Source organism: Xanthomonas sp. SHU 166 (assembly GCF_000364685.1).
GTDB classification, from domain to species: domain Bacteria; phylum Pseudomonadota; class Gammaproteobacteria; order Xanthomonadales; family Xanthomonadaceae; genus Xanthomonas_A; species Xanthomonas_A sontii.
The window spans coordinates 1-489 of record NZ_AQOJ01000599.1; the positions used below are offsets into that span (position 1 = coordinate 1).

Annotated in this window: 1 protein-coding gene; it reads left to right on the forward strand. The window is 72.8% G+C overall.

Translation table 11 applies throughout. From position 1 onward, the window contains the following. Positions 1-486 (forward strand): CDP-alcohol phosphatidyltransferase family protein (locus D180_RS14865; RefSeq protein WP_017913418.1); only part of this gene is annotated, 486 nt, incomplete at its 5' end. Between the last annotated feature and the right edge of the window lie 3 nt (positions 487-489).

Here is a 489-nt window from a genome sequence, read left to right on the forward strand (position 1 = left end):
GCGGTGGTCTACACGCAAGGCGCGGCGCAGCCGCTGTGGTACGCGCTGCTGCCGCTGTGGATGCTGCTGCGGATGGCCATGAACGCGGTGGACGGCATGCTGGCGCGCGAGTTCGGCCAGCAGTCGCGGCTGGGCGCCTACCTCAACGAACTGTGCGACGTGGTCGCCGATGCGGCGCTGTACCTGAGCCTGCTTGGCGTGCCCGGCGTCGGTGCCGGCTGGCTGTGGCTGATGGCGCTGACCGCGGCCTTGACCGAATATGCCGGCGTGCTCGGGCTGATGGTCGGCGCCAGCCGCCGCTACGATGGGCCAATGGGCAAGAGCGACCGTGCCTTCGTCATCGGCGTGCTGGGGCTGCTGCTGGCCGGCGCCTGGGTCGGCGCGGCGACGGTCACGGCCGTCGCCATGGCCGTGGCGCTGTTGTGCGCGGCGACCGTGCTGCGCCGGGTTGCGGCGGGATTGCGCGAGGCGGCGGCACGCGCGTGAGCG